This window comes from Streptomyces sp. NPDC002564 (genome assembly GCF_042889645.1).
Lineage (GTDB): Bacteria > Actinomycetota > Actinomycetes > Streptomycetales > Streptomycetaceae > Streptomyces.
On the sequence record NZ_JBIARE010000001.1, the window covers coordinates 1401199 to 1426651 of the forward strand.

19 protein-coding genes and 1 riboswitch are annotated in these 25453 nt (G+C 72.3%); of the genes, 8 read left to right on the top strand and 11 right to left on the bottom strand.

Annotated elements, in window-relative coordinates; all coding sequences use genetic code 11:
- Positions 1-8: 8 nt before the first annotated feature.
- The 4 genes from rlmN (at position 9) to ACFYXE_RS06455 (ending at position 5127) form a co-directional block, all read left to right on the top strand.
- A complete protein-coding gene (rlmN, locus tag ACFYXE_RS06440; RefSeq protein WP_361172516.1) occupies positions 9-1115 on the top strand; it encodes a 23S rRNA (adenine(2503)-C(2))-methyltransferase RlmN in 1107 nt (368 codons plus the stop codon).
- Between the two features lie 33 nt (positions 1116-1148).
- Positions 1149-1265: riboswitch (TPP riboswitch) on the top strand.
- Positions 1266-1340: 75 nt separating this feature from the next.
- Positions 1341-2426 (top strand): thiamine ABC transporter substrate binding subunit, encoded by a 1086-nt coding sequence (locus tag ACFYXE_RS06445; RefSeq protein ID WP_389309285.1) that lies wholly within the window; start codon positions 1341-1343, stop codon positions 2424-2426.
- Positions 2402-4087: an ABC transporter permease gene (locus tag ACFYXE_RS06450; protein WP_389309288.1), complete on the top strand. Its 1686-nt coding sequence runs from the start codon at positions 2402-2404 to the stop codon at positions 4085-4087. The genes ACFYXE_RS06445 and ACFYXE_RS06450 overlap by 25 nt, the downstream gene beginning before the upstream one ends.
- Positions 4087-5127, top strand: coding sequence for an ABC transporter ATP-binding protein (locus ACFYXE_RS06455; RefSeq protein WP_389309290.1), 1041 nt, complete (start codon positions 4087-4089; stop codon positions 5125-5127). Before ACFYXE_RS06450 ends, ACFYXE_RS06455 begins: the two co-directional genes overlap by 1 nt.
- A 74-nt stretch (positions 5128-5201) precedes the next feature.
- Here the strand turns inward: ACFYXE_RS06455 and ACFYXE_RS06460 are convergent, their stop codons facing one another.
- The 6 genes from ACFYXE_RS06460 to ACFYXE_RS06485 form a co-directional block, all read right to left on the bottom strand.
- Entirely contained in the window at positions 5202-6350 is a 1149-nt protein-coding gene (locus ACFYXE_RS06460; RefSeq protein ID WP_389309292.1) for an LOG family protein, read from the bottom strand.
- 37 nt (positions 6351-6387) lie between these two features.
- A complete protein-coding gene (locus ACFYXE_RS06465; protein ID WP_361172534.1) occupies positions 6388-6792 on the bottom strand; it encodes a VOC family protein in 405 nt (134 codons plus the stop codon).
- Positions 6793-6946: 154 nt separating this feature from the next.
- On the bottom strand, positions 6947-8122 hold the full coding sequence (locus tag ACFYXE_RS06470) for a hypothetical protein (protein ID WP_389309296.1): 1176 nt from the start codon (positions 8120-8122) through the stop codon (positions 6947-6949).
- A complete protein-coding gene (locus ACFYXE_RS06475; RefSeq protein ID WP_389309299.1) occupies positions 8104-8928 on the bottom strand; it encodes an ABC transporter ATP-binding protein in 825 nt (274 codons plus the stop codon). The genes ACFYXE_RS06470 and ACFYXE_RS06475 overlap by 19 nt, the downstream gene beginning before the upstream one ends.
- Positions 8929-9119: 191 nt before the next feature.
- Positions 9120-10499, bottom strand: coding sequence for an aspartate aminotransferase family protein (locus ACFYXE_RS06480; protein ID WP_361172543.1), 1380 nt, complete (start codon positions 10497-10499; stop codon positions 9120-9122).
- Entirely contained in the window at positions 10484-11029 is a 546-nt protein-coding gene (locus tag ACFYXE_RS06485) for an Lrp/AsnC family transcriptional regulator (RefSeq protein ID WP_362339967.1), read from the bottom strand. The genes ACFYXE_RS06480 and ACFYXE_RS06485 overlap by 16 nt, the downstream gene beginning before the upstream one ends.
- A gap of 163 nt (positions 11030-11192) precedes the next feature.
- On the opposite strand from ACFYXE_RS06485, the gene ACFYXE_RS06490 reads away from it, so the two are divergent.
- The 3 genes from ACFYXE_RS06490 (at position 11193) to ACFYXE_RS06500 (ending at position 16713) form a co-directional block, all read left to right on the top strand.
- Positions 11193-12632, top strand: a complete 1440-nt coding sequence (locus ACFYXE_RS06490) for a gamma-aminobutyraldehyde dehydrogenase (RefSeq protein WP_389309303.1) — start codon at positions 11193-11195, stop codon at positions 12630-12632.
- A 179-nt stretch (positions 12633-12811) separates the two neighbouring features.
- Positions 12812-15421, top strand: a complete 2610-nt coding sequence (locus tag ACFYXE_RS06495; RefSeq protein ID WP_389309306.1) for an MXAN_6230/SCO0854 family RING domain-containing protein — start codon at positions 12812-12814, stop codon at positions 15419-15421.
- 128 nt (positions 15422-15549) lie between these two features.
- Positions 15550-16713: an extracellular solute-binding protein gene (locus ACFYXE_RS06500; RefSeq protein ID WP_361172561.1), complete on the top strand. Its 1164-nt coding sequence runs from the start codon at positions 15550-15552 to the stop codon at positions 16711-16713.
- An 18-nt stretch (positions 16714-16731) separates the two neighbouring features.
- On the opposite strand, the gene ACFYXE_RS06505 is transcribed toward ACFYXE_RS06500, so the two are convergent.
- The 4 genes from ACFYXE_RS06505 to ACFYXE_RS06520 form a co-directional block, all read right to left on the bottom strand.
- Positions 16732-17199: a hypothetical protein gene (locus tag ACFYXE_RS06505; protein WP_389309309.1), complete on the bottom strand. Its 468-nt coding sequence runs from the start codon at positions 17197-17199 to the stop codon at positions 16732-16734.
- A 9-nt stretch (positions 17200-17208) separates the two neighbouring features.
- Positions 17209-21762, bottom strand: a complete 4554-nt coding sequence (locus ACFYXE_RS06510; RefSeq protein ID WP_389309311.1) for a DUF6531 domain-containing protein — start codon at positions 21760-21762, stop codon at positions 17209-17211.
- A gap of 135 nt (positions 21763-21897) precedes the next feature.
- Positions 21898-22581: a glycerophosphodiester phosphodiesterase gene (locus ACFYXE_RS06515; protein ID WP_389309314.1), complete on the bottom strand. Its 684-nt coding sequence runs from the start codon at positions 22579-22581 to the stop codon at positions 21898-21900.
- A 21-nt stretch (positions 22582-22602) separates the two neighbouring features.
- Entirely contained in the window at positions 22603-23682 is a 1080-nt protein-coding gene (locus ACFYXE_RS06520; RefSeq protein WP_389309317.1) for an adenosine deaminase, read from the bottom strand.
- A 709-nt stretch (positions 23683-24391) separates the two neighbouring features.
- Here ACFYXE_RS06520 and ACFYXE_RS06525 point away from each other — a divergent pair.
- Positions 24392-24709 carry a DUF4190 domain-containing protein gene (locus ACFYXE_RS06525; RefSeq protein ID WP_389309320.1) on the top strand — a complete coding sequence of 106 codons (318 nt, stop codon included), beginning with the start codon at positions 24392-24394 and terminating at the stop codon, positions 24707-24709.
- A 16-nt stretch (positions 24710-24725) separates the two neighbouring features.
- On the opposite strand, the gene ACFYXE_RS06530 is transcribed toward ACFYXE_RS06525, so the two are convergent.
- Positions 24726-25307, bottom strand: a complete 582-nt coding sequence (locus tag ACFYXE_RS06530) for an NADAR family protein (protein WP_389309323.1) — start codon at positions 25305-25307, stop codon at positions 24726-24728.
- Between the last annotated feature and the right edge of the window lie 146 nt (positions 25308-25453).

Here is a 25453-nt window from a genome sequence, read left to right on the forward strand (position 1 = left end):
GAACGACCATGCCTGTACCCGGAGAACTCACTTTCGTCGCGCCCCGCGGTGCCAAGAAGCCCCCGCGGCATCTCGCCGACCTCACGCCCGCCGAGCGCAAGGAAGCCGTCGCCGCCATCGGCGAGAAGCCGTTCCGCGCCAAGCAGCTCTCGCAGCACTACTTCGCGCGGTACGCGCACGACCCGGCCGAGTGGACCGACATCCCCGCCGGTGCGCGCGAGAAGCTCCGTGAGGCGCTGCTGCCCGACCTGATGTCCGTGGTGCGGCACATCAGCTGTGACGACGACACGACCCGCAAGACGCTCTGGCGCCTCTTCGACGGGACGCTCGTCGAGTCCGTGCTGATGCGCTATCCCGACCGGGTCACCATGTGCATCAGCTCCCAGGCGGGCTGCGGCATGAACTGCCCGTTCTGCGCCACCGGACAGGCCGGCCTCGACCGGAACCTGTCGACGGGCGAGATCGTGCACCAGATCGTCGACGGCATGCGGGCGCTGCGCGACGGCGAGATCCCGGGCGGCCCGGCGCGGCTCTCGAACATCGTCTTCATGGGCATGGGCGAGCCGCTGGCCAACTACAACCGGGTGACCGGCGCGATCCGCCGCCTCACCGACCCCGAGCCGGACGGCCTCGGGCTCTCGCAGCGCGGCATCACGGTGTCGACGGTGGGCCTCGTGCCCGCCATCCACCGGTTCTCGGACGAGGGCTTCAAGTGCCGCCTCGCCATCTCGCTGCACGCGCCGGACGACGAGCTGCGCGACACCCTCGTCCCGGTGAACACGCGCTGGAAGGTGCGCGAGGTGCTGGACGCCGGCTGGGAGTACGCCGCCAAGTCGGGCCGTCGCCTCTCCATCGAGTACGCGCTCATCCGGGACATCAACGACCAGGCGTGGCGTGGCGACCGGCTCGGCCGGATGCTCAAGGGCAAGCCGGTGCACGTCAACCTCATCCCGCTGAACCCCACCCCGGGCTCGAAGTGGACGGCGTCGCGTCCCGAGGACGAGAAGGCGTTCGTGGAGGCCATCGCGGCGCACGGCGTGCCGGTCACCATCCGGGACACCCGCGGGCAGGAGATCGACGGAGCGTGCGGTCAGCTCGCCGCGGCCGAGAGGTAGTCTGGCGGGCGTACGCCTCGTACACACATCTGCATATTCCGACAGGGGAGCGCCACAGCGCTGAGAGTGCGGCACCTTGGACAGGTGGGCCGCAGACCCTCTGAACCTCGCCCAGGTCATTCTGGGTAGGAAGTTCGGTCATTACTCAAGCTGTTGCGCCCTGCCCGCGGCCGGCCGGCCGCGGGCAGGGCCGCGTCTCTTCCTGGTCACCCAGGAGGAAAACCAGTGGGCACCACCAAGAAGGTCTCGTTCACCGCCGTGGCGGTGGGCATCGGGCTCGTCGCGGTCTCCGCGTGCGGCGGCTCCGACAGCGGATCCGGGTCGTCCGACGCCAAGAGCGTGACGCTCGTCAGCCATGACTCCTTCAACGTCTCCAAGGACGTCCTGAAGGACTTCGAGAAGCGCTCCGGCTACACGGTCAAGGTCCTCAAGGACGGCGACGCGGGCGCCGCGGTGAACAAGGCGGTCCTCTCCGAGGACAACCCGCAGGGCGACGTCTTCTTCGGCGTCGACAACACGCTCCTCTCGCGCGCGCTCGACAACGGCCTCTTCCAGCCGTACGAGGTCAAGGGCGCGGACAAGATCAAGCCGGAGTTCCGGGCCGACGGGGACAGGCACCGGGTCACCCCCGTCGACAGCGGCGACATCTGCGTCAACTACGACAAGAAGTACTTCGCCGACAAGAAGCTGGCGCCGCCGAAGTCCTTCGACGACCTGGCCAGGCCCGCGTACAAGAACCTGCTGGTCACCGAGAACGCCTCGACCTCCTCGCCCGGTCTCGGGTTCCTGCTCGGCACCGCCGCGAAGTACGGCGACGGGGGCTGGCAGGGCTACTGGAAGAAGCTCAAGGCCAACGGCGTCAAGGTCGTCGACGGCTGGGAGCAGGCCTACAACGAGGAGTTCTCCGGCTCCTCCGGCGGCAAGAAGGCCAAGGGCGACCGCCCGCTCGTCGTCTCGTACGCCTCCTCGCCGCCCGTCGAGGTCCTCTACGCCAAGCCCCGGCCCAAGGAGGCGCCGACCGGCGTCGCGACCGGCACCTGCTTCCGCCAGGTCGAGTACGCGGGCCTGCTCAGCAACGCCGGGAACACCAAGGGCGGCAAGGCGCTCCTGGACTTCCTGGCCGGCAAGGAGTTCCAGGAGGACATGCCGCTGAACATGTTCGTGAACCCGGTGCTCGACGGCGCGAAGCTGCCCGGGCTGTTCACCGAGCACGGCGTGACGGTCGACAGGCCCGAGACCATGGACCCGAAGAAGATCGCCGACAACCGTGAGCCGTGGATCAAGTCGTGGACCTCGCTCGTACTGAAGTAGCGCCACGGAAGACGGGCGCCCGCCGGGGGAGCGCGGTGCGGCTCGGCCTGATGGCCGTGCCCGTCGCGTTCTTCGGGCTCTTCTTCGCCTATCCGGTCACGGCCATCGTCGCCCGCGGCCTGCACGTCGGCGGGGCCTGGCAGCTCGGGCGGATCACGGACGTCCTCGGGCAGTCCGACATCCGGCACGTGCTGTGGTTCACCACCTGGCAGGCGCTCGCGTCGACCGCGCTCACGCTGCTGATCGCGCTGCCCGGCGCGTACGTCTTCGCGCGCTTCGACTTCCCGGGCAAGCGGGTGCTGCGGGCCGTCGTCACGGTGCCGTTCGTGCTGCCGACGGTCGTCGTCGGGACCGCCTTCCTGGCGCTGATCGGGCGCGGCGGGCTCTTCGACGAGCTGTGGGGCGTGCGCCTGGACACCACGGTGTGGGCGATCCTGCTCGCGCACGTCTTCTTCAACTACGCGGTCGTCGTCCGCACCGTCGGCGGCCTCTGGGCGCAGCTCGACCCGCGCCAGGAGGAGGCCGCGCGGATGCTCGGCGCCTCGCGCTGGACGGCCTGGCGGACGGTGACGCTGCCCGCGCTCGGGCCCGCCGTCGCGGCCGCCGCGCTGATGGTCTTCCTCTTCACCTTCACCTCCTTCGGCGTCGTGCAGATCCTCGGCGGACCCGCGTACTCCACGCTGGAGGTGGAGATCTACCGGCAGACCGCCCAGCTCCTCGACCTGCCGACGGCCGCCGTCCTGACGATCGTGCAGTTCGCGGCGGTCGGGCTGATCCTGGCGATCCACGCGTGGACGGTCCGGCGCCGCGAGAGCGCGCTGAAGCTCGTCGACGCCTCGGCCGTGGCGCGCCGGCCGCGCGGCGCCGGTCAGTGGTCGCTGCTCGGGCTGGTCCTGGCGACGATCGTGCTGCTGATCCTGCTGCCGCTCGGCGTGCTCGTGCAGCGCTCCTTCGCCGGGCCCGACGGCTTCGGGCTCCTCTACTACAAGGAGCTGACCTCGGCGGACGGCGGCGCCTTCCTCGTGCCGCCGATCGAGGCCGTCGGGAACTCCCTGCAATACGCCGTCGTGGCCACGGTCATCGCGGTGCTCGTCGGCGGGCTGGCCGCGGCTGCCCTCACCCGCCGTGCGGGCCGTCTCGTACGCGGCTTCGACGCGCTGCTCATGCTGCCGCTCGGGGTGTCCGCGGTCACCGTGGGCTTCGGCTTCCTCATCACGCTGGACAAGCCGCCGCTGGACCTGCGCGCCAGCTGGATCCTGGTGCCGCTCGCCCAGGCGCTGGTCGGCGTCCCCTTCGTCGTACGCACCATGCTGCCCGTGCTGCGCGCGGTGGACGGGCGGCTGCGGGAGGCGGCGGCCGTCCTCGGGGCGTCGCCGCTGCGGGCCTGGCGCGAGGTCGACCTGCCCCTGGTGCGGCGGGCGCTGCTGATCGCCGCCGGATTCGCCTTCGCCGTCTCGCTCGGCGAGTTCGGCGCGACCGTCTTCATCGCGCGGCCCGACAACCCGACCCTGCCCGTGGCCGTGGCCCGGCTGCTCGGCCGCGCCGGGGACCTCAACTACGGCCAGGCCATGGCCCTCTCGACGATCCTCATGGTGGTGTGCGCGGTGTCCCTGCTGCTCCTGGAACGCATCCGGACCGACCGCACCACGGGGGACTTCTGATGGCGGAGGACGCCTTGCTGAGCCTGCGGGAGGCGACGGTCCGGTTCGGTGAACGGGCCGCGCTCGACGCCGTCGACCTCGACGTCCGCGAGCACGAGATCGTCTGTGTCCTCGGGCCGAGCGGCAGCGGCAAGTCGACGCTGCTGCGGGCGGTGGCGGGGCTGCAGGCCCTCGACGCGGGCCGGGTCCTGCTCGACGGGCACGACCAGCGCGCGGTGCCCGCGCACCGGCGGGGCGTCGGCCTGATGTTCCAGGACCACCAGCTGTTCCCGCAGCGGGACGTGGCGGGCAACGTCGCGTTCGGGCTGCGCATGCACGGCGCCTCGCGGGGCGAACAGGCCGACCGTGTCGCCGAGTTGCTGGAGCTCGTCGGCCTGCCGAAGGCGCAGCGGCGCGGGGTCGCCGCGCTGTCCGGCGGCGAGCAGCAGCGGGTGGCCCTGGCACGGGCCCTCGCGCCGCGCCCCCGGCTCCTCATGCTCGACGAGCCGCTGGGCCAGCTGGACCGCTCGCTGCGGGAGCGGCTCGTCGTCGAACTGCGCGAGCTCTTCGACGAGCTGGGCACGACCGTGCTGGCCGTCACGCACGACCAGGGCGAGGCCTTCGCGCTGGCCGACCGTGTCGTCGTGATGCGCGACGGGCGGATCGCCCAGTCCGGTACGCCCCTCGACGTGTGGCAGCACCCGGCGGACGAGTTCGTGGCGCGCTTCCTCGGCTTCGACAACATCGTCGCGGCGATCGTGGCGGGCGGGGCGGCGGACACGGTGTGGGGCAAGGTCCCCGTGCCCGACGGCGTGCCCGGCGGTCGGCACCGGCTGCTGGTGCGGCCGGCCGGGGTGCGTCTCGTGCCCGCCGACGAGGGGCTGCCGTGCGCGGTGACGGCGCGCACCTTCCGCGGCACCCATGTCGCCGTGCACCTCCAGCCGAAGGAGGGGCCGCGCCTGGAGGCGGCCTGCGCGCTGCGGGCGGCGCCCGCGGTGGGGGAGACGGTCGGGGTCGGTTTCGACGCCGAGGACGTCGTGGTGCTCGGGCCCACGGGCTGACGCCGTGGGGCGGGGGGTGGGCGGCGGCATGCGCCGGCTACCCCTCGCGGTCACGGATGAGCATCCAGGGCCGCTCAGCCTTCCTGGGGCGTCGCGCCGAGGCGGCGCAGTGCGTCCGGCGCCTGTTCGACCCGGTCCACCAGCGCGATCCGCGCCTCCATCGACCGGCCGCGGGCCAGCGACTGGAGCAGCGGCCACACCGGCAGGTGCTCGGTCCAGTGCGTGCGGTCGACCAGGACCATCGGGGTGGGTTCGCCGCGCGACTCGTAGTAGTTGGGGGTGGCGTTGTCGAAGACCTCCTGGACGGTGCCCGCGGCGCCCGGCAGGAAGACGACGCCCGCGTTCGAGCGGGCCAGCAGGCCGTCCTCGCGGGTGGCGTTGGCGAAGTACTTCGCCAGGTCGGAGGCGAACGCGTTCGGCGGCTCGTGGCCGTAGAACCAGGTGGGGATGCCCACCGAGGCGCCGCCGTCGGGCCAGCGCTCGCGGACCTCGAAGGCGGCCTGCGCCCACGCGCCCACCGAGGGTGTGAACGAGGGCGCCTTGGCGAGCAGTGCGAGGGACTCCTCCAGCATCGCGTCGCCGTGCGGTGCCGCGTAGGCGCCGAGGTTCGCCGCCTCCATCGCGCCCGGGCCGCCGCCCGTCGCGACCGTGAAGCCCTCGCGGGCCAGCGCCCGGCCGAGCCGCGCCGCCCCCGCGTAGGCCTCGGTGCCGCGGGCCATCGCGTGCCCGCCCATGACGCCCACCACCCGCGCCCCGGCCAGGCGTTCGTCGAGGGCGTCGGAGATGGAGTCGTCGTGGATGGCGCGCAGCATCGACGAGAAGACGTCGCCGTCGGTCTTGGTCCGCTGGAACCAGGCGTACGCGCGGGCGTCCGGCGTCGCCTCGTACCCGCCGTCGGCGAGGCCGGCGAACAGGTCCTCGGGGGAGTACAACAGGCCGCGGTACGGGTCGAACGGGAGGCCGGGGACGGGCGGGAAGACCAGCGCGCCGCCGGCCCGCACCGTGGCCGCCGCGTCCTCGCCCATCGGGCAGCCGAGGAAGACGGCGCCCGCGACGTCGGCCGCCAGGAGCGCTGCGGAGCGCTCCGTCAGGTCGACGGCCTGGACGCGGCACCCGGCCAGGGCGCCGCGGCCGAGGACCTCGTCGAACTCGGCGAGCGTCTCGATCTCGCGGTCGTCGCCGGGGAGTCGCGGGGCGGATGCGGGGGTGCGGTTCGGCTGCATCCGCCCATGCTAAGCAGGGGCACCCACCGGAATCCGCTCAGCCCTGGACCTGCTCCGGGTCCATCCACATGACCTCCCAGGTGTGGCCGTCGAGGTCGTCGAAGGCGCGGCCGTACATCGTGCCGTAGTCCTGGACCTGGCCGGCCGTGCCGCCCGCGGCCACCGCCGCGTCGACGAGCTCGTCGACCTTCTCGCGGCTCTCGGCGCTCAGACAGATCAGGGTCTCGCTGACCTTGGTGGCGTCGGCGATCTCCTTCTGCGTGAAGTTCGCGTAGTGCTCCTTGCTGAGCATCATCGCGACGATGGTGTCGCTGATGACCACGCAGGCGCACGCGTCGGTGGAGAACTGCGGGTTGATCGTGTAGCCGAGCCCGGTGAAGAACTTCCTGGACGCGGCGACGTCGGACACGGCCAGGTTCACGAAGATCATCTGCTGGTACATGAGGTCTCTCCCAGTGGGTGCGGGTGCCTTACGGAGGGTTAGACACCCGTTCGACTCGGAACTCATCGCGGATCTCGTCGTCGGTCGTGAATTGTTTTCGGGGCGCTCTCCCCGGGAGGATCCGCGAGGTCCTGCCGGGCCCTTCGCGGCGCCGTCACCGTCCCAGCGGTACCGCCGCCAGTTGCGCGACGATCCAGGTCAGCGGCCCGAACACGGCGACGAGGGCGCCCGCGCGGAGTGCCGCGGAGCCGCGCAGCATGGTCGCGGGCGCCCCGAGCCGCAGCAGCGCGTCCGTCGTGTGCGAGCGCGCCTGCCGGGCCTCGACGGCCGCCGTGGCCAGGGTCAGCACGGCGCATCCCGCCACGAGGAGCGCGCCGAGCGCGGTGAGCGGGCCGACCTCGGGGCGCGGCCCCGCGTACAGCACGACCGAGGCGAACGCGCCCGACGCCACGGCGCACAGCACGCCGAGCGGCCGTCCGATGCGCCGCGCCTCCTCCTGGAGGACGCGCCCGGCGAGCAGCCGCATCGCGCCCGGTCGCACCGCCTGGAGCAGCCGTCCGCAGAGGTAGGTGAGCCCGGGGCCCGCGAGGACCAGGCCGAGCGCGGTCAGCGCCCAGCCCGCGAGGACGCCCGCCGGGCTGCCGTCGGCGCCGCCCGGCATCGGGAAGCCGCCGCGGATCCCGCCGCCGGAGCGGCTGGCGTACGTCTCCACGGCCAGGCCCGCCGCGAGCAGCGCGACGCCCCAGGGCAGGCCGCTGGGCGGCGACGCGGGGGCGTCGGTGTCGCCGGGCTGCTCGGCGCCGCCGTCCGTGCCGCCGGCCTTGGCGGGCCGCGGCCGCAGCACGAGGGCGCTGGCGGCCGAGGCGGCCAGCGGGACGAGGGCGAGCAGGGTGAGCGCCGCGGCGAGCGGCAACGGCCGGTCGGCGGCGAGCAGTTCGGCGGCCGCGCCGTCGAAGGGCAGGCCGGAGAGGTCGCCGCGCAGGTGCAGGAAGAAGAGCAGCGCGACCATCGAGCCGAGCGTGCACGCCACGGCCGTGGAGACCGCGGCGAGCATCATCAGGCGGCCGGGGCCGAGGCCCACCGCGGAGAGGCCGCTGCGCGGCCGGGTGCCCGGGTCGGTGCGGGCCACGGCGACGGCGAAGTAGACGGTGGCGGTGATCGGCGCGAGGCACCACGCGAGGCGCAGCACGGAACCCGCTCCCGGGTGCTCCATCGCGTACGCCAGGGTGCACAGCAGCAGGAAGCCGGTGCCGGCGGACGCGGCGGCGACCAGGAGGCGCCGCAGCTGGACGAGCGGGTGGGCGCCGCGGGCTAGACGGAGAGCGAGCACGCGGCCCGGCCTTCCGTGGCGGAGGTGCCGGGTGCGCCGGCGCCTCCCGCGGAACCGGACGCGGTGGCCGCGCGTGCGGTGGCGGTCTCACCGCCGCCCGCGAACCCCTCCGATCCCGGCAGGTGCACCGTGTTCACCCGGCGCCCGTCCAGGAGCGTGACCGTGCGGTCGGCGAGGGTGGCGACCTCCGGGTCGTGGGTGGCGAGGACGACCGTGATGCCGTGCGAGCGGGCCGCCGTGGTCAGCGTGCGCAGCGCGTGGGCGCGGTCGGCGCGGTGCAGCGGCGCGGTGGGCTCGTCGGCGAAGAGCACCGACGGCGTGGTCACCAGGGCGCGGGCGATGGCGACGCGCTGGCGCTCGGCCTGGAGCAGGGCGTGCGGCCGCTTGCGGGCGCACATGCCGATGTCGAGGCGCTCCAGCCACTCCTGGGCGGCGGGCTTGGAGACGCGGTGGGAGGCGCCGCGCAGCATCAGCGGCAGCGCCACGTTCTCCCAGGCGGTGAGCTCGGGCACGAGCTGCGGTTCGGGGTCGATCCAGCCGAAGCGGTCGCGGCGCAGGCGTTCGCGCACGAGCGGGCCCATCGTGTGCACCGGGGTGCTGTTGAACCACACCTCGCCCTGCTCGGGCAGCAGTTGCCCGGACAGGCACTGCAGGAGCGTGGTCTTGCCGCTGCCGCGGGGGCCGTTGACGGCGAGGATCTCGCCCTCGCGGACACCGAGCGATACGCCGGTGAGGGCGGGGGAGCCGTTGTGTGTGACGTGCAGTGCGCGTGCCCACAGCACGTCGTTGTCCGGCGGGGCCACCATGGCGTACACCTCGGTTCAGATCAGCTCGACTCCCCCGTACGGGGGAACGAAGGCGGGGCCGATCGGTCACTGGGCACGCTAAGGATTCGGGCGGACCTGCCCGGAAACGACGCGGCCCGGGGGCGCCCGTTCTCACTCGAACGGGCGCCCCCGGGGCCGGTGTTGATCACTCGATCACACGAGCGCGGGGATCAGAGCTTGGACCACGCCTCGGTGAGGACCTGGCGCAGGATGCCCTCGATCTCGTCGAAGGTCTCCTGGTGGGAGATCAGCGGCGGGGCGAGCTGGACGACCGGGTCGCCGCGGTCGTCGGCACGGCAGTACAGGCCGTTCTCGAAGAGCGCCTTGGAGAGGAAGCCGTACAGGACGCGCTCGGTCTCCTCGTCGTTGAACGTCTCCTTGGTGGCCTTGTCCTTCACGAGCTCGATGCCGTAGAAGAAGCCGTTGCCGCGGACGTCGCCGACGATCGGCAGGTCGAGGAGCTTGCTGAGGGTCTGGTGGAACGCGTCCTCGTTGTCCAGGACGTGCTGGTTCAGGCCCTCCTTCTCGAAGATGTCGAGGTTGGCGAGGCCGACCGCGGCGGAGACCGGGTGGCCGCCGAAGGTGTAGCCGTGCAGGAAGGTGTTGTCGCCCTTGTAGAACGGCTCGGCGATCTTGTCCGAGACGATGCACGCGCCGATCGGGGAGTAGCCCGAGGTCATGCCCTTGGCGCAGGTGATCATGTCCGGGACGTAGCCGAACTTGTCGCAGGCGAACATCGTGCCGAGGCGGCCGAAGGCGCAGATGACCTCGTCGGAGACGAGCAGCACGTCGTACTTGTCGCAGATCTCGCGCACGCGCTGGAAGTAGCCGGGCGGGGGCGGGAAGCAGCCGCCCGCGTTCTGCACCGGCTCCAGGAAGACGGCGGCGACCGTCTCCGGGCCCTCGAAGAGGATCTCCTGCTCGATCTGGTCGGCGGCCCAGCGGCCGAAGGCCTCGGGGTCGTCGCCGTGGATCGGGGCGCGGTAGATGTTGGTGTTCGGCACCTTGTGCGCGCCGGGGACCAGCGGCTCGAAGGGGGCCTTGAGGGCCGGCAGGCCGGTGATGGACAGGGCGCCCTGCGGGGTGCCGTGGTAGGCGACCGCGCGGGAGATGACCTTGTACTTCGTGTGGTTGCCGGTGAGCTTGTGGTACTGCTTCGCCAGCTTCCACGCGGTCTCGACGGCCTCGCCGCCGCCGGTGGTGAAGAAGACCTTGTTGAGGTCGCCCGGCGCGTAGTCCGCGAGGCGCTCGGCGAGCTCGACGGCCTTGGGGTGGGCGTAGGACCACACCGGGAAGAAGGCGAGCTCCTGGGCCTGCTTGTAGGCGGTCTCCGCGAGCTCGTGACGGCCGTGGCCCGCGTTGACGACGAAGAGGCCGGACAGGCCGTCCAGGTACTTCTTGCCCTTGTCGTCGAAGATGTAGGTGCCCTCGCCACGCACGATGGTGGGCACGGGTGCGTTCTCGTAGTCCGACATGCGGGTGAAGTGCATCCACAGGTGGTCGTACGCGGTCTGGCTGAGGTCCTTGCTCACGGCTATCGGGTTCCCCACATATAGGTCTGCTTCTTGAGCTTGAGGTAGACGAAGCTCTCGGTGGAGCGCACGCCGGGGAGGGCGCGGATGCGCTTGTTGATGACTTCGAGCAGGTGGTCGTCGTCCTCGCAGACGATCTCCACCAGGAGGTCGTGCGAGCCCGCGGTCATCACCACGTACTCGGCCTCCGGCATGGCGGCCACGGCGTCCGCGACCGGATCCACGTCGCCCTCGACATTGATGCCGACCATCGCCTGCCTGCGGAAGCCCACGGTGAGCGGGTCCGTGACGGCGACGATCTGCATCACGCCCTGGTCGAGCAGCTTCTGGACGCGCTGGCGCACGGCCGCCTCGGAGAGGCCCACGGCCTTGCCGATGGCGGCGTACGGACGGCGCCCGTCCTCCTGGAGCTGTTCGATGATCGCCAGAGATACGGCGTCCACGGGCGGAGTGCCGTTCCCACTGCCGCTCCCGCCGGGATTCCCGGTCCGTGAGCCGCGTGGGTTGCTGGGGTCTGCGCTGCGACTGGCCACGACCTCACTGTGCACGACGTCTCGTCACTTACGCAAGGGCAGATCGATGAAATTCGTTGTCTGAGTGTTCAATCATCACGGATTCCGCAGTTCTGGGCCGCTGGGTATGTTGAAAGCGTCGGTACAGCGACTAGGGTGGGTGTCTCATCCACTGGACATCTGACCTGGAGGGCCGGAAGTGAGCACCGAGCTGCGCCGTCTGCGCAACTACATCAACGGAGAATTCCGGGACGCGGCCGACGGACGGACCACCGAGGTGATCAATCCGGCGACCGGCGAGGCCTACGCCACCGCGCCGCTGTCGGGTCAGGCCGACGTCGACGCCGCCATGAAGGCCGCCGCCGACGCGTTCCCCGCGTGGCGCGACCTCACGCCCGCCGAGCGGCAGAAGGCCCTGCTCAAGATCGCCGACGCGTTCGAGGAGCGCGCCGAGGAGCTCATCGCCGCCGAGGTCGAGAACACCGGCAAGCCCATCGGACTCACCCGGTCCGAGGAGATTCCGCCGATGGTCGACCAGATCCGCTTCTTCGCGGGTGCGGCCCGGATGCTCGAGGGCCGCGCCGCCGGCGAGTACATGGAGGGCCTGACCTCCATCATCCGCCGCGAGCCGATCGGCGTCTGCGCGCAGGTCGCGCCGTGGAACTACCCGATGATGATGGGCGTGTGGAAGTTCGCCCCGGCGCTCGCCGCGGGCAACACGGTCGTCCTGAAGCCGTCGGACACCACCCCCGCCTCGACCGTCCTGATGGCCGAGATCATCGGCTCCATCGTGCCGCCCGGCGTCTTCAACGTCGTCACCGGCGACCGCGACACCGGCCGCGCCATGGTCGAGCACAAGACCCCCGCGATGGCCTCCATCACCGGCTCCGTACGGGCCGGCATGCAGGTCGCCGAGTCCGCCTCCAAGGACCTCAAGCGCGTCCACCTGGAGCTCGGCGGCAAGGCCCCCGTCGTCGTCTTCGAGGACACCGACATCGCCAAGGCCGTCGAGGACATCTCGGTGGCGGGCTTCTTCAACGCGGGCCAGGACTGTACGGCCGCCACGCGCGTGCTCGTCCACGAGTCCATCCACGACGAGTTCGTCACGGCGCTGGCCAAGGCCGCCGCCGACACGAAGACCGGCCAGCCGGACGACGAGGACGTGCTCTTCGGCCCGCTCAACAACGCCAACCAGCTCAAGCAGGTCTCCGGCTTCATCGACCGCCTCCCGGCGCACGCCAAGGTCGAGGCCGGCGGCCGGCGGGTCGGCGAGAAGGGCTACTTCTACGCCCCGACCGTCGTCTCCGGCCTCAAGCAGGACGACGAGATCATCCAGAACGAGGTCTTCGGCCCCGTCATCACCGTCCAGTCCTTCACGGACGAGGCGCAGGCCGTCGAGTACGCGAACGGCGTCGAGTACGCGCTGGCGTCCTCGGTGTGGACCAAGGACCACGCGCGCGCGATGCGCATGTCCAAGGTCCTCGACTTCGGCTGCGTGTGGATCAACACCCACATCCCGCTGGTCGCGGAGATGCCGCACGGCGGCTTCAAGAAGTCCGGCTACGGCAAGGACCTCTCGGCGTACGGCTTCGACGACTACACGCGCATCAAGCACGTGATGACGTCCATCGAGGGCTAGTCGCCCCGGGCGGCCCTGCCGCCCGGCAAAAATCGTGTGACGCGCCATCCGCCCCCGCGTACCGTTGCGTACGCGGGGGCGGCTCCGCGGTGTGCTTCCTTCTTCCTTCTTCTGCTAAAAGATCCGTAGCGCACCCACTTCCCGCCCCCGCCTTCGCGTACCTACGGGGGTGGGACCTGATGAAGACGACGACGGCCGACGACCTGACAGGGCTGCTGCTGCGCCGCCGGCAGAGCGTGCACGTGCCCGAGGGCCCCGGACGGACCGCCGTGACCGACGCCGCCGTGGTCGTCCTCGAAGCCGAACTCGCCGACCGCGGCCACCTGCTGACCGCCCCGCTGCGCCGCGCGCTCACCACGCTGTCCGTCCGCCGCCTGCGCGAGACGGGACTGCGCCTGCTCGCCGACATCGACGCCCTGCTCGGCGCCGACCGCCACCACGCCCCGCTCTTCCAGAACTTCCCGCAGCAGGCCGTCCACCAGCGGGCCCACCACCGCTACACCTCGGCGATCGTCGCCCACCTCGCCGCCCAGCCCCACCAGCCCTGCATGGCCTGCGGTACCGCGGACCGCCGGGTCCGCGCGCTCACGCCCTGCGCCCACCTGCTCTGCGAGGGCTGCGTCGGACGGCTCGACGGCTGCTGCGAGGACTGCTGCGGCTGGTACTCCTGCCCGGTCTGCGACGGCCGGTACGAGACGGACGGGCCCACCGACCCGTGGATCGAACCGGTTTACGGCGCCGACGGCGACGGCGGCCCGGTCCTGCGCACCCTGCGCCTGGGCACGCCCGGCGACGCCGCCGCCGAACTCACCGCGCTGCTCGCCCGCCGCACGCCCCTCAACCCCGAGGACCACGACGACCTGGTCCTGCTCCTCGGGCGCCTGGACCCGGCCGACGCCGCCGACTGGCTGCCCGCCGCCGTCCCGCTGCGCGAGAGCAAGGCCCTCGCCCTCGCCCCGCTCCTCGCCCTGCCCGCCCTCCGGCCCCTGCTCGCGCGGTACGCGGACACCGCCACGGACGTGCTGCGGATCCTCGTCGTGCGCTCCGGCGGCGACCCCGACCTGCTCGCACCCACCCGCCTGCGGGGCCTCGCCCGGCCGGAGCGCCGCGCACTGCTCGACCTGCTCGACGGACTGGACTTCCTGCGCCTCGCGGAGGACATGGCACGCCACCCGCGCGCGTGGCAGCGGGTCGGCGAGCTCCTGCACCCCTTCGAGCAGGCCCACCGGCACCCGCGCGTGGCGCTCGCCTTCGCCGTCCTGCGCCGCACGCGCGTCGACGGCGGCGCGCTCGGCGAGGTGCTGCTCGCCGAGGCCGCCCACCACCCCGGCGTGCGCCTCGTCGGCGACCGGCTGCGCCTGCGCACCTGGCAGACACGCGTCGAGGAGGCCCTCGGCCGCTGGGACACCCCGGCCGCCGCCCGCCTCCTGGGCGAGCGCCCCGGCGAACTCCTGCGCCGCCTCGACCTGCTGCTCGCCCGCTCCGGCGCGACGACCCTGCCGGAACCGGTGGCCGAGGCGCTCGCCGCCGCCCTGCCGCACACCGGACCCGGCCCGCTGCTCGGCGCGTACGGACGCATGAAGGTGCGTTCCGTGCCCGGGCACCGCCGCGTCTTCTTCCCGCGCGGGCGCATCACCCAGGCGTACGCCGTCGAGGACCACCGGCCGCCGCTGCCCGCCCGGGTCGCGGGCCGCGCCGGGGAGCTGATCGGGGCGGAGGCCGTGCGGCGCCTGTCCGAGCGGACGGACGAGCGGTACGACGTGGCCGTCCTGGACGCCTCGCTCGCCGACCTGCCCGTCCCCTCCGCCGAGCGCGCCTCGGCGGCCTCGCTGGTCGCCGTCCCGCGCGGCAGCTCCCTGCCGGTGCCCGGGGACGGCACGACCGTCCGCCTCTTCCTGCACTGGACGCAGCCCCGCGGCACCTGCGTCGACCTCGACCTGTCCGTCGCGCTCTACGACGACCTGTGGCGGTTCGTCGGCCTGTGCGACTACACGCTCCTGGAGTACGCGGGCGGCGCGGCCCGGCACTCCGGCGACCTGACCTCCGCGCCCGCCCCGCACGGCGCCACCGAGTACCTCGACCTCGACCTGCCGCGGCTGGCGGGCGCCGGCGTGCGGTTCGTGGTGCCCGCGGTCCTCTCGTACAACGACGTGCCCTTCGACGAACTCCCCGACGCCTTCGCGGGGTTCATGGCCGTCGAGGGCGAGAAGCGTGCCGTCTACGACCCGCGCACGGTCCGCCAGCGCTTCGACCTCACGGGCGAAGCGAAGGTGACCATGCCGATGATCCTCGACCTGCGCACCCGGCGCGCGTGGTGGACGGACGTCACCCTCGCCACGACGGGCTTCCGCCACGACGTGGCGCGCTACCGGCGCCGGATCGCGCGCACGGGCCACGACCTCCTCGACACCTTCCAGCCGTGCGGCCGCGCCACCCTGTGGGACCTGGCCTGCTGGACGGCGGCCGCCCGCACCGACGGCGAGGTGTACGTGCGCGGCCGCGGCCACGTCCTGTGGGGCTACCGCCGCGCCCCGGACGAGCCGCGCGCCGACTTCGCGCTGCGCGTCCGGGACGGCTGGGAGCCGGACACGCTGCGCGCCGAGCCGGAGCTCGCCGGGCGGCGCGCCCTTCTCGCGCTGCTGCACGGGGAGTTGGCGGGCGCGGAGAGTGCCGCGTCCGGCACGGCCTACCGCCTCTACCCCGGACCGGTCGACGCCGCGCCGCTGGACCTCGTCACCGCGGGGGACCTGGCGGGGTGGCTGGAGCCGGCCCCCGCCGGGCGCGGCTGACCGACGCCGATCGACAGGGTGTCGGGTCCAGAAGGCGGGGCTCGACGCTGCGTCCATTGCCGCGGGCCCGCGCCCGGGCGCATGCTGCCGGGGTGCGAGCGAACCCCCCGGGCCCCCTGGCCTCCTCCGTGTCCCGCCGTTCCCTGCTGCGCGCCCTGGGCGGCGGTGCGGCCGTCGGTACGCTCGCGGGCTGCGGGGTGCCCGCCGCGTACATCGCGCCGGGGGAGCGGTCCGCCGGGGACCGGTCCCGGCGCGACAAGAAGCTGGCCTTCGCCAACTGGCCGCTCTACATCGACACCGACGACAAGGACAAGACGAAGCGCCCCTCCCTCGACGCCTTCGAGAAGCGGACCGGCATCGACGTCCGCTACACGGAGGAGATCAACGACAACGACGAGTTCTTCGGCAAGATCAGCCCGTCCCTGATGAACCACCAGGAGACCGGCCGGGACCTCATCGTCATCAGCGACTGGATGTGCGCGCGCTTCGTCCGGCTCGGCTGGGTCCAGGAGATGGACCGCTCGCGCCAGCCGAACATCACCAAGTACCTGGACCCGCAGCTGCGTTCGCCGCACTTCGACCCGGGCCGCAAGTACACCGTGCCCTGGCAGTCGGGCATCACCGGCATCGCGTACAACAAGCGCAGGGTCGGCCGCGAGATCAAGCACGTCTCCGACCTGTGGGCGGACGACCTCAAGGGCCGCGTCACCCTGCTGTCCGGCCTCGACGAGGCGTTCGCGCTGCTCCTCCAGGGGGACGGCGTCGACATCACCAAATGGACGGCCGACGACTTCCACCGGATGTGCGACGAGGTCGAGAAGAAGGTGAACTCCCACCACATCCGCCGCTTCACCGGCAACGACTACATCAAGGACCTCTCCAGCGGCGACGTCCTGGCCTGCCAGGCCTACAGCGGCGACGTCATCCAGCTCCAGGCGGACGACCCCGACATCGAGTTCGTCGTCCCCGAGGAGGGCGGCGAGCTCTGGGCGGAGTCCCTGATGATCCCCAACCTGGCCCGCCACAAGCGGAACGCCGAGCAGCTCATCGACTACTACTACGAGCCCGAGGTCGCGGCCGAGCTGGCCGCCTGGGTCAACTACGTCTGCCCGGTCCCGGCCGCCCGCGACATCCTCGCCTCCTCCAAGGACAAGGACCTCGCGTCGCTCGCCGAGGACCCGCTGATCTTCCCCGACGACGCGATGCGCAAGCGGCTCGTCATCGCCCGCGACATCACGTCGAAGGAGCGGACGGAGTTCGCGAAGCGGTGGAACGCGCTGGCCGGGTTGTAGCCGCAGCGGAGCCGCTGTTCAGGAGCGGCGTCGGCGCACCGCGTCCCGGGCGTCGCCCAGCACGTCGGCCGAGCGCAGCCACCAGCCCTCCAGCTTGTCGCGCACCGTGGCCACCAGCCACCGCCACTTGAACCACCGCGGCAGCGAGCGGAACGGCACGAAGGTGAGGACGTCGTCGATGGCGTTCTGGGCGACGCCGCCGTGGCCCTCGGCGCGCAGCGCCGCATACAGCTCAGGGGTCAGCGCGCCGTTGAGCCGTGCCGCGGTCCCCGCCGCGGTGAACGCGAATCCGCGCTGCGCGGAATCCGGCAACCGCATCGCCCGCAGGATCCGGGGGGACACCTCCGCCAGCGGGCAATGGAAGGCCAGCCCGATCACCGCCGTGCCCAGGTGGTCCTCACCGCGTGCGAAGGCGGCGTCCACCTCGGCCGGGTCGTCGATGCGGGTCAGGCCCTCGCCGCTCTGCCAGTCGTACTCGGATGTCATCGCCGTCTCTCAGCCGTCGCAGCGCGGCGGGGGCGGGGGCGGCAGCACCCGCTGCTTCTTCAGGTTGTCGATCATGCCCGCCTTCTTCAGCTTGGTCAGATCGCCCTGGGTGACGCTCTTCGACGGGTACGAGGACTGCACGTGACCATGGTAGATCTCCTTGACGACCTTGCCGTTCTTGTCGGTGATCTCCCGGTGCCGGTCGAGGACCACGATCTCGTTGTTGACATGGTCCACGCCCAGGCGCCGCGTGACGTTGGGGTTGTTCGGGTCCATGTCGATGGAGCGGTCCAGCGCGCCCTGACCGTTCGACGGCGCCCGGCTGACCTCGCCCTTCGCCCCGGAGCTCGACCCCGAGCCGTGCTTGCTGTACTCCGAGTCGTCGTAGACGCGGGTCGGCTCGCCCTCCAGGCCGAGCGGGTCGCTCCAGCGGAACGGGTTGTCGACGTAGGCGTGGTGGTTGGGGGCGGGAGCCAGACCGAGCGGGTCGGGGGAGAGGTAGCTCGCGGTGTCCGGGTCGTAGTAGCGGGCCACGTTGTAGTGCAGGCCCGTTTCCGGGTCCCGGTACTGCCCGGGAAAGGCCAGCGGGCACAGGCCGTCGTCCGCGCCGGACAGGGGCCGGCCCCACAGGGTGGTGGCGGCCCGCCAGGCGATCGCGCCGTCCTCGTCCACGAGCTCGCTGGGCGTGCCGACCAGGTCGGTGACGATCGCGTAGAACCGCCGGTCGACCGCGTCCGGATCGGCGGTCCGCCACCTGCTCCGCACTTGTGCCGCGGCCCGGTGGCCGCCCGGCTCCCACTCCCAGGTGTCGGCCTCCACGACGCCGTCCCGGAGCGTCTGGCGCTCCGCGAGGTTGGCACCGTCCCAGGTGAAGAGGGTCTCGTCGGCGACCGACCCGTCCTCGCCCAGACGGAACTTGGCGGTGCGCCTGCCCAGGGCGTCGTAGCGGTAGCGCCAGGTGCCGCGGTCCGGTGTGGCGGCCTCGGTGAGCCGGTCCTCGGCGTCCCACGTGTACGTCCAGATCCGGCGCAGGCCCGACAGCGTCCGCCGGACCGCACGGACCACGCGGCCCTGCTCGTCGTGCTCGTACCTGGTGCGGCCCGCCGAGGTGACCCTGGTGCCGGAGTGGTGCGCCGGGCCCTGTGCGTCCGCGCCGCCGGGGGCCGGGTGTTCGGCGGAGGTGAGGTTGCCGAGGGCGTCGTAGGCGTACGACTCGGTCCATGTCCCGGCCGACACCCGGGTGGCGCGGCCCGCGCGGTCGAGGTCGAACCTGCGTGTGCCGCCCAGGAGATCCTTGATGCCGGTCAGGAGGCCGTCCGCGCGGTAGGCGTACGAGCGGGCCTGCCGGACGGCCGCGCCGTCCTCGGACACACCGGACCGGATGACCTGTGCGACGAGGCGGTGGCCCGCGTCCCAGGACTGCGTCAGGGTGGCGCGGTCCCCCAGGGTCCGTGCGGTCTCCCGGCCCGCCGCGTCGTGGGTGAAGGCCAGCGTGCCGCCGGCGGTGGCGAGGGAGGCGGGCAGCCCCGCGGCGTCGTACGACCAGTGCGAGGTGGTGCCGGAGGGCGTCGTCCTGCGCACCCGCTGCCCCAGCGCGTCGTAGACACTGGTGACGGTGCGGCCGTCGACGCTCTCGGTGAGGATCCGGCCCACCGCGTCGTAGCCGTAGGCGACCGTGCCGCGCGGACCCGTGGCCGTCAGCAGCCGGCCGCCCGAGTCGTAGCTCAGCGAGGTGAGCTCGCCGTCGCCGGTGCGTGAGGCGATCACGCGGCCCGCCAGGTCCCGGGTCAGGGTCACCGACTGACCGGTGTCGAGGCGCCGTTCGACCTCGCGGCCCGTCGGGTCGTAGGCATAGGCGAGGGCACGGCCGTCGAAGTCCGTCTCGCCGGACAGGGTGCCCGCCTCGTCGTACCGGTAGCTCCACACGTCGCCGTGCGGATTGGTCACCGCGGTGAGCCGGAGTTCGGTGTCGTGGGTGAACAGGTAGCGGGTGCCGTCCGGGTCGGTCCGCGCGCTGGGCAGGTCGAAGGTGCCGTACTCGTACGAGGTGGTGGCGCCGGCCGCGTCGCGGTGCTCGGTGACGTTGCCCTCGGCGTCGTAGGACCAGGTCTCGCCGGAGCCGTCGGCGCGCTCGCGCCACAGCAGCCGCCCTTCCGGGGTCCAGGCCTGCCGGACGGACCCGCCGACCGGGTCGTCGATGTGGATGATCCGGCCGCACGGGTCCCTGCGGACGGTGACGGAGCTGCCGCGCGGGTCGACGACCCGGACCGGCAGCCCGGCCCCGTCGTTCTCGAACCGGAACGTGTTGCCCAGCGCGTCCGTCTCGGTGACGCGGTTGCCGTGTGCGTCATAGCCGTACGAACTCACCGCGCCCAGCGGGTCGGTGCTGGTCAGCAGATTGCCCCGGTCGTCGTACGTGCACTCCCAGCGGGACCCGTCGGCCTCCGTCACGGCGACCGGCAGGAGACCTTCGGCGTACTCCACCTGGACGGCGGTTCCGTCCGGGCGGTCCATGCGCAGCGGCTGGCCGTGCGCGTCGAGGGTGAAGCGGGTGGTGCGGCCCAGCTCGTCGGTGCGGGACAGCAGCCTGCCGTGGCGGTCGTGCTCGGTGTGCACGGCGTAGCCCGACGGGCCCACGACCCGGGCGAGATGCAGCCGCTCGTCGAAGTGGTACTCGGTGGTGTGCCCGAGCGAGTCCGTGTAGCGGGTGACCCGTGCATCGGTGTCGTAGTCGATGACGCAGCTCAGGGAGTTGCCGGTGCCCTCGCCGCGCACACAGCGGTCGTCGGTGTCGTAGCCGAAGCGGAACCAGTGTCCGTTGCGGTCGGTCCAGGAGGTGACACGGGCGTGTTCGTCGTAGGTGAGCACGAAGGACAGCGCGTGGGAGTCGAGGACTTCGCTGAGGTGGCCGTCGGCGTCGTAGCGGTACCGGACCAGCGTGATGCCGTTCGGCCGGTCCCCGCCGGTGCGCAGGCGCAGTGCGGTGACCCGGCCGTGCGCCACCTCCACGTCGACGTGGTAGCCCCCGGAGTGGCGCACCGCCACCGGGGTTCCGTCGGCGTCCCGGTCGATGTCGACGCGGTGGCCGTTGCGGTCCGAGACGGCGACGAGCGGCATGGTGAACGCCTCGTCGGCGGCCGTGGCCCTGGCGGTCGGCGCGAAGTGGCGGGTGAGGCCGGTGGTCGGGTCGGTGACGCGGATGGGCGCGCCGGGGGCGCCGTCCCAGTCCAGTGCCAGGCGCGGACCCGCCGAGGGCAGGACCGAGGTGCCCGGTGCGGGCACCGGGTACTGCAGGATCATGCCGTCCTCGGTGGCGAACAGGGCACCCTCGTGGTCGAGTTCGAGGCGCTCGTCCAGGGTCGAGGCCCAGGACGGGCCGAACCAGCGGCCCGAGAAGTAGCTCGACAGGTGGGTGCGGCGCAGGATCAGCGGGAGGAGGCCGGGCAGTTCGACATCGGTCTTCTCCATGATCATCTCGCCGGACGCCATGTCGATGGGGTCGCCGTTCTTGCAGCGGCCCTTGGCGGGCTTGCTGGTCGCCACGTCGTCCGCGCCCCGCCGCAGGCCGTTCTTCAGGCCCTTGGCCATGCCCTTGAGGCCCTTCATCCCCTTCATGCCCTTGGCGAGTTTGGCCGCGGTGGTGATGCCCTTGGCGCCGGGTATGCAGTCCATGGCGGCGAAGGCCACGTCCATCAACGTGGCCTGGCCTTTGGCGTATTTGCTCAATGTGTCGGCGAGGACGATGGCGCCGGCGACGATGACGATGGCGGCGAGGATGGGGCCGCCGACGATCATCGCGATGACGCCGACGACGGCGACGACGACCTTGCAGACGGCGACGATGGAGTCCCAGTTGTCGGTGACCCAGTCGCCGATCTCCTCCCACCACTTGCGGTTCCTGATGCCCGCGTCGGAGGCTTCGTCGATCTTGCGCCGGGCGGTGCCCGCGGCGTCCTCACGCATCGTGCGGGCATCGGCGGCCATCTTCTTGGCCGCCTCCAGCGCGCTCTTGGCGGAGTCGACGTCTTGCTGTGCGGACTTCTGGGCCTTCTCGGCGGAGGTGGCGTTGCGGGTGGCGGCCTTGACCTTGTCCTGGTCGGGTGGGGGGACGTCCTTGCCGGGCTTGTCCTTGTACTTGTCGGCTTCCTTGCCCGCGCGCTCCATCCAGGAGTCGGCCGAGGACAGCCGGGAGGTGGCGCTCCTGAGGTCGGCGCGGGCCTCGCGGCCCTTGACCAGGGCTTTGTCGGCCAGGGTCTGGGCGCGTTCCAGTTCGGGCCAGTAGGCGGCCAGTGCGTCGCCGGCCATCTCGTAGCTCTTCTTGAGCTTCTTCAGCTTGTCGGGGGCGTCCTGGAACTTCTCGGTGAAGGCGTCCGCGGTCTTGCCCGCCCACTTCAGGATGGCGTCCTCGCCCGCCATCCCCTTGATGTCCCGCAGCACCCGGCCGACGTCGTCGGAGAAGTCGTGCAGATTCTTCGCCAACGACCGCACCCGGTGCGGATCACCCGGCGTCGGATCCTTGTCCAGGTCAAGGACATGCCAGTCCCGTGGTCGATGTCCCGCCATGCCGAACTCCCCCGTCGCACACACCACACGAACAACTACGTGCTCGCACGAAAGTACAAGGCGCAACGGCCTACGGAAAGCTCGCTGGTCCACCGCCCCTGAGCTGCGCGAAGAGTCACGCGGCTCTCAGCTGCCTCAGGCGGGAGCGCGCAGGGTGTGCAGGACGTCGACGCGGTTCGTGGTGATCGAGTCGACGCCCGCGTCGAGCAGGCGGCGCATCGAGCGGCGGGTGTCCGGGGTCCAGGCGGAGACCAGCAGGCCCTGGCGGTGCACCTCGACGGCCAGGTCGCGGTCGACCAGCGGGAAGCGGTAGTTGAGCCAGCGCGGCTTGACCGCGTCGAGCAGGACCGGGCGGGGCGGGGCGAGGGTCGTCCAGGTGAGCGCGATCTCCGCGGCCGGATCGGCCTCGCGTACGGCGAGCATGGCCGGTCCGCCCGCGCAGTAGTACACGCGCTCCGCCGCGCCGCACTCCGCGACGACCCCGACGACCGTGCGCACGTCCTCGAACGCCGCGCCCGGCAGGTCGATCATCAGCCGGTGCCCCTCCGTCGCGCGCAGGGCCGCTTCGAGCGTCGGCACGCCGTCCGCGGTGAGGCCCGCGACCTCGGCGGCGGACAGCGCGGCGAGCGGACGCGCGTACCCCCACAGGCGCTCGAGCGTCTCGTCGTGCAGCAGCACGGGGACGCCGTCGCGGCTCAGGCGGACGTCGACCTCCACCGCGTCCGCGCCCCGGTCGAGCGCGGAGCGCAGGGACGGAATCGTGTTCTCGCGGACGCGGTAGGGGTCGCCTCGGTGGGCCACGGCAGTAACGGTGTGCATGGGCCCATTGTGGTGCCGTGCCTACGGGGCGAGCCAGGTCTCCGTGTACGTGTCGATCTCGGCGGCGATCCGCGCCTTGCCCGCCGGGTCGAGGAAGGACGCCTCGACGGCGTTCTTCGCGAGGGCCGCGATGCCCCGCTCGTCCAGGCCGAGCAGGCGGGCCGCGACCGCGTACTCGTTGTTCAGGTCGGTGCCGAACATCGGCGGGTCGTCGGAGTTGACCGTCACGAGCACCCCGGCCTCGACGAACTGCCTGATCGGGTGCTCGTCGAGGGTGCGGACCGCGCGGGTCGCGATGTTCGAGGTCGGGCAGACCTCCAGCGGGATGCGGTGCTCGGCGAGGTGGGCGAGCAGCTTCGGGTCCTGCGCCGCGGTGGTGCCGTGGCCGATGCGCTCGGCCCGCAGGTGGGTCAGGGCGTCCCACACGGTCTCGGGGCCCGTGGTCTCGCCCGCGTGCGGGACGGAGTGCAGGCCCGCCGCGACGGCCCGGTCGAAGTAGGGCTTGAACTGCGGGCGGGGCACGCCGATCTCCGGGCCGCCGAGCCCGAAGGAGACCAGGCCCTCGGGGCGCAGCTTGTCGGTGGTGGCCAGCCGCACGGTCTCCTCCGCCGCGACGAGTCCCGCCTCGCCGGGGATGTCGAAGCACCAGCGCAGTACGGTGCCGAACTCCTTCTCGGCCGCCGTGCGGGCGTCCTCGATGGCGTCCATGAACGCGCGGTCGTCGATGCCGCGACTCACCGAGGAGAAGGGGGTGATGGTCAGCTCGGCGTAGCGGACGTTCTGCCGCGCCATGTCGCGGGCCACCTCGTAGGTGAGCAGCCGTACGTCGTCCGGGGTGCGGATCAGGTCGACGACGGAGAGGTACACCTGGATGAAGTGCGCGAAGTCCGTGAACGTGAAGTAGTCGGCGAGCGCCTCCGGGTCCGTCGGCACCGCCGAGTCGGGGTGCCGGGCGGCCAGCTCGGAGACGATGCGGGGGGAGGCCGAGCCGACGTGGTGCACGTGCAGTTCCGCCTTGGGCAGTCCGGCGATGAAGGCGTGCGGGTCGCCGGCGCGCGGTTCTGCGGTCGTCGCGGCTGCGGTCTGCTGCTGCTCGGTCACGGTTTCCTCCCCAGGAACGGGCTTGATCGGCTGATCGGTGGGTCGGGGATCATCGTAGGCGGCGGTCGGCGCGGGCAAAGCGGGGGCCGTAGCATGACGGAACGTACGAAAGAGGTGACCCGTCATGTCCACGAAGCCTGAGGACGAGGGTGTGTCCGGTGGGGGTGGCGTGTCCGGGGCGGGGGCGCCGGAGGAGCGGGATCCCTGGGCGCCGCCCGGGGAGGACGGGACGGCGGGCAAGCCGCGCGGCCCGCAAACGGCTCACGGCTCTCACCTGTCTCACGGCCCGCAGGCGCCGCACGGCTCCGACGCGTCGTACGGTCCGCAGGCTGCTCACGGCTCCGACCTGCCGCACGGTCCGCAGGCGCCGCACGGCTCTCACCCGTTTTACGGTCCGCAGGCGCCGCACGGCTCTTACCCGTCCTACGCCCCTCAGGCGCCCTACGGTCCTCAGGCGTCCTACGGTCCTGACGCGTTTCCCGGTCCTCAGGCGTATCCCGGTGCTCCGGCGTCCTACGCGTCCTACGCGGGCGGCAACCCCTTCGCCGCGCCCGGGGAGCCCGTGCCGCCGCCTCCGATCTCGCCGGACGGGCCGGGGGAGCTGCCGCAGGGGTACGGGTACGGATATCCGGGGCCCGGGGGGCCCGTGGGGTACCCGGGGTATCCGCAGGGCGGGCCCGCCGGACCGCCGGGGTACGGGTGGTCCGCGATGCCCGTGGCGCCCGCGAACGGCATGGGTGTCGCCGGGCTCGTCCTCGGCATCGTCGCGGCCGTCGTCTTCTGCCTGTGGCCGCTGGCGATCGTTCTCGGCATCCTCGCGGTGATCTTCGGTGCCGTGGGGCGGCGCAAGGCGCGGCGGGGTGCGGCGACGAACGGCGGCCAGGCCCTCGCCGGGATGATCTGTGGCGCGGTGGGCGTGGCGCTCGCGGTGGTGGTGCTCGTGATCCTGCTGGTGGTGCCGGACGACCCCTCGGCGGCCGGCCTCGGCGGGGCACCGGTTCCCGTGGCGGGGGCCTCCCTGGTCTAGGGAGCGGGCGGCCCCGTCAGCCCTGCGCCGCCCCCGCGATCCGCGCCCTCGCCTCCATCAGGGCGAAGCCCAGGAGGTTCGTCCCGCGCCAGTGCGCGGGGGACTCGGCGTGGGGGTCGTCGGGGGCGAGGCCGACGCCCCAGATGCGGTCGACGGGGCTCGCCTCCACCAGGACGCGCTCTCCCGTGCCCAGCAGGAAATCCCGCAGCGCGGGGTCCGACGTGAATTTGTGGACGCTGCCCCGGACCACGATCCCGAACCGCTCCCGCTCCCATACCGCCTGATCGAAGCCCCGGACCAGCCGCCCCGCGGTCTTCGCCTCGGCGGGCGTGCGCGCCGCGAGGGCCGCCCGCGCCGCCTCCGGGTCGTCGAAGAGGCGGGCCTTGGCGGCCATCATCCAGTGCTCGGCGGTCGCGTACACGACGCCGTCGGCGGTGAAGGGGGCGGGCCACCACTGGCTGAGGCAGCTGCGGCCCAGGGTGCCGTCCCGGCGCGGCGCGTGGCCCCAGAAGGGCAGGTACTTCACCGTCCCGCCCGCGTCCACCGCACGGACCAGCGCCTGTGCCGACCGCACCGAACCGATGTCGATCTTCGTCATGCACGCGAGTCTGGCACGCACCACTGACACACCGTCCTGGGTTTTCCAGGACGACTCGACACCTGGTCGACAGATTCCGTCGCGTAACCAAAAGGCAACTACGGAATCACTTGTTGGACTACCTCCCCTCTGCCAGGATCGGCACT